Source organism: Roseateles sp. (assembly GCF_046300915.1).
Taxonomy (GTDB): Bacteria; Pseudomonadota; Gammaproteobacteria; order Burkholderiales; family Burkholderiaceae_C; genus Kinneretia.
Genome location: NZ_JBKCLH010000093.1, coordinates 1 through 3,844 on the forward strand (window position 1 = coordinate 1; position 3,844 = coordinate 3,844).

Here is a 3,844-nt window from a genome sequence, read left to right on the forward strand (position 1 = left end):
GAGGCCGAGTGGAGCGAGGCCCATCTGGAAGACGCGCCCGAGGCGGTGGCGGCCGCCCTGCTGCAGGCCTTCGCCGCCCTGGGCGGCGCCGCGCCGCAGCGCTGGAGCCTGCACCGCTGGCGCTATGCCGACAGCGCCCCCGCTCTGGACGCCGGCCATGGCTGGCAGGCCGAGCTGGGCCTGGGCCTGTGCGGCGACTGGCTGCACGGCGGCAAGGTGGAGGGCGCCTGGCTCAGCGGCCGGTCCCTGGCCGAGGCCCTGCTGGGCTCGCGCTAGCCGGCTAGCGCGAGCGCGCCTCGAACCAGCGGCCCAGCAGGGCGCGCTCTTCCTCGGTGATCTGGGTGGCGTTGTTCAGCGGCATGCTGCGCTGCTGCACCGTCTGCTGGTAGATCTGCTGGGCATGCTGCTCAACCAGCTCGGGCGTGTGCAGCTGCATGCCTTTTTGCGCCAGCTGGGCGTTGTGGCACATGACGCAGCGCTGCTCGATCACCGCCTGCACCTGGGCCAGGGAGGGTGCGGGCGCGCCCACGGCAGCGGGCGCCCGGGGCGCAGGCGCCAGGGCCACGATCAAGCCGGCCAGCACGGCCAGGGCCGCCACGATCAGGGGCCAGGCGTTGACCCCCTTGTGCCGCTTGACGAACCAGGTGCGCACCAGCACGCCCACCAGCATCAGGGCCAGCAAGGCCAGCCAGTTGTGGGCATGGCTGTAGAGCTGGCCGTAGTGGTTGCGGAGCATGGCGATCAGAACCGGCAGCGTGAAATAGGTGTTGTGCACGCTGCGCTGCTTGCCGCGCTGGCCGTAGATCGGGTTCACCGGCCGGCCGGCGCGCATGTCCGCAATCACCTGCTTCTGGCCCGGGATGATCCAGAAGAAGACATTGGCGCTCATCATGGTGGCGATCATGGCGCCCACGATCACAAAGGCTGCACGCCCCGCGAAGAGCTGGCAGGCCGCCCAGGCCGCAAAGGCGATGAAGACCGCGATCAGGCCCAGCACCCGGCCGTCATTGCCGATGCTGCCATCCTTGTTATGACCAAAGCGGCGGCAGATCTGGTCATAGACCAGCCAGCCCGCGGCCAGAAAGCCCAGCGAGGCCAGCACCGCCTGCCAGGGCGCGGCCCAGGCATGGACCTGGCGGTCGATCAGAAAGCTCTCGGCATTGAAGAGGTACAGCAGCACGAAGAGCGCGAAGCCGCTCATCCAGGTCCAGTAGCTCTCCCAGTAGAACCAGTGCAGGTGCTGGGGCAGGTTGGGCGGCGCCACCATGTACTTCTGCGGGTTGTAAAAGCCCCCGCCGTGCACGGCCCAGAGCTCGCCGTCCACGCCCTTGGCCTTGAGCTCCGGGGCCTCGGGCTTGAGCAGGTGGTTGTCCAGCCAGACGAAGTAAAAGGAGGCGCCGATCCAGGCGATGGCCACGATCACGTGCAGCCAGCGCAGCAGCAGATTGGCCCAGTCGAGCAGATAGCTAGGTTCCATACCTTGAGCAACAAGCAACGAATGGGCCGGCTACCACTGCGGGCGCTGTAATCCGGCCAGACGTCGCGCCACCGGGGCAGAGCTCCGGGCGCCGCGGCGACGTGGTGTGAGCAGAAGTGTATACAGTTTAAAAACCACTGATATCGCCCGGATGCCCGGCCGGTAGCAAAATTTGGCGTCTGTATCACGTCCGGAGGCACGCCATGAGGCAGCATGGGGAGTACCACATCGAATGGCATGAGCCCATCTTGTGGGTCCGCTACCAAGGCACCTGGAATGTGCAGGCGGTTGAGGCCCTGCATGCCGAAGTCCGCAGTTTCTGGACGCAAGACCCTCAGCGGCGCTGGGCCATGCTCACCGACGCACGCGAGTGGGAGGGCGGCACACCCGAGGTGTTCGCGCGCTGGTGGGAGTTCTTCACGGATGCCGTGGCGCACGGGCTGGACGCGGTGAGCGATGTGCTGCCCTCCAGCTTCCACGCCCTGCTGGTGCGCGACCTGGCCGAGCGGGCCCAGGCCATCACGCGCTTTCAGCACAGTGCGAGCGTGGAAGAGGCGCAGGCCTGGCTGGCCAGCCAGGGCTATGGCAAGGTTTGACCCCAGGCCCACGCGCGCCAAGCTGCGGTGAGCTTGGTTTGCGTCAAATCGCCGTCACAAAGCGTCTGCACAATGCGAAGCACGGAGGCGGAAACCGGCTGCAGATTGGGCAGAGACCTGGAACCCGTGACCAGCGCCGACGTACCCCATGCACACGCCCCACCCTCAAACGGTGGGGCGTTTTTTTTGCGTCAAGCGGCAGGGTGCGGCTGACGCACGTCGGGCCCTGCGCTCGGGCGCGGCGGCCCTAGACTGGGTGCTCCCAGCCGCCCTCGACACCACGCGCCGCCATGACTGCCATGCACCCGGATCCGCTGCACGCCACCATCGACGCCCTGTTTGCCGACACGGCCGGCCGTCCCGCGCCGGGCTGCGTGCTGGGCGTCTGGCGCGAGGGCGAACCGAGCTGGATGCGGGCCTATGGTCTGGCCAGCCTGGAGCTGGGTGTGCCTTTGCAGACGGACAGCCGCCTGCGCATCGCCTCGGTGTCCAAGCAGTTCACCGTGGCCGCTGCCCTGCTGCTGGAGCGCCAAGGCCTGCTGAGCCAGCAGGACGATGTCCGCCAGCATCTGCCCGAGCTGCCCGAGCTGCCCCAGGTGGTGCGTGTGGGTCATCTGATGCGCAATACCAGCGGCCTGCCCGATGTGCTGGAACTGCTGCGCCTGGGCGGCGTGGGGCTGGACCAGCGTGTCGACCGCGCGCAGCTGCTGCAGGCCCTGCAGCGTAATCGCCACCTGAACTTCGAGCCGGGCAGCCGCTTTCTGTATTGCAACAGCGGCTTCGCCCTGCTGGGCCTGATCACAGAGCGCCTGAGTGGCCGCAGCCTGGACGCGCAGCTGCGCGAGGCCTTCTTCGAACCCCTGGGCATGACAGCGACCAGCATGGCGGTCGAGAGCGATCAGCCCTTGGCCGGCCTGGCCACGCCCTATCTGAATGCCGCGCCGGGTGAGTGGCGCCGCGCCCAGCATGGCTTTGAGCATGGCGGCGAGGGCGGCCTGGTGTCCAGCGTGGGAGACCTGCTGCGCTGGGCCGGCCATCTGCTGCGGCCGGTGGACGGCGTGGCCGATCTCGGGCGCGAGCTGGCGCGGCTGCTGCCCCTCAATGCGGGCGGGCACTCGCCCTACGCCCACGGCCTTGAGCATGGGCGCCTGGACGAGCTCAGCACCCTGGGTCATGGCGGGCTATGGCCGGGCTTTCGCACCGAGTTCCTGCTCCTGCCCGAGGCCCGCATGGCCGTGGCCCTGATCAGCAATGACGCGGGCCTCAACCCCTACAAGCAGGCCCGCGAAGTGGCCCGCCTGCTGCTCGCACGCCCAGCCCCGCCGCAGCGGGCCGAGACGGCCCAGGCCCTCGTCGGCGAATGGCTGGATGCCCAGGCCGGCGAGCTGCTGAGCCTGAGCCTGAACAGCCAGGGGCAGCTCATGGCCCAGCAATGGGGCGCCAGCTTCGAGCTGCAGCAGCAGGCCGATGGGCGCTGGCTGCCGCTGCGCGGGGCCTATGAGTTCGAGATCGCCGCCACGCCGCTGGACGAGCAGGGCCGCCTGTGCCTGCAGCTGGGCGCGGGGCGCGAGGCCCGCCTGCAGCGCCTGGCGCAACGCCCCGCCCTGCCTGCCGGGCTGGAGGGCGAGTTCCGCAATGCCGATGCCGGCCTGCGCTGGCAGATCCGCGGCGAGCAATTGCGGGTCGAAGGGCCGCTGCTCAAGCCCGCGCGGGCCTGGACGCTGCGCGGGCTGGGCGAGGATCTGGTCGAGCTGCAAAGCCCCGGCTACTG

At 69.2% G+C, this 3,844-nt stretch carries 3 protein-coding genes and 1 pseudogene; 3 read left to right on the top strand and 1 reads right to left on the bottom strand.

Annotation, left to right across the window (positions count from 1 at the left end):
- Positions 1 to 276 (top strand): annotated as a pseudogene (locus ACK5F2_RS07050) (NAD/FAD-dependent oxidoreductase); the annotation flags it as partial.
- Between the two features lie 4 nt (positions 277 to 280).
- Here the strand turns inward: ACK5F2_RS07050 and ACK5F2_RS07055 are convergent.
- Positions 281 to 1,477, bottom strand: coding sequence for a urate hydroxylase PuuD (locus tag ACK5F2_RS07055; RefSeq protein WP_409863762.1), 1,197 nt, complete (start codon positions 1,475 to 1,477; stop codon positions 281 to 283).
- Between the two features lie 203 nt (positions 1,478 to 1,680).
- Here ACK5F2_RS07055 and ACK5F2_RS07060 point away from each other — a divergent pair, with 203 nt between their 5' ends.
- Together ACK5F2_RS07060 and ACK5F2_RS07065 are read left to right on the top strand one after the other, a co-directional pair.
- On the top strand, positions 1,681 to 2,073 hold the full coding sequence (locus ACK5F2_RS07060) for a hypothetical protein (protein WP_409863763.1): 393 nt from the start codon (positions 1,681 to 1,683) through the stop codon (positions 2,071 to 2,073).
- A gap of 290 nt (positions 2,074 to 2,363) precedes the next feature.
- The coding region (locus tag ACK5F2_RS07065) for a serine hydrolase domain-containing protein (protein ID WP_409863764.1) at positions 2,364 to 3,844 on the top strand (1,481 nt) is incomplete at its 3' end.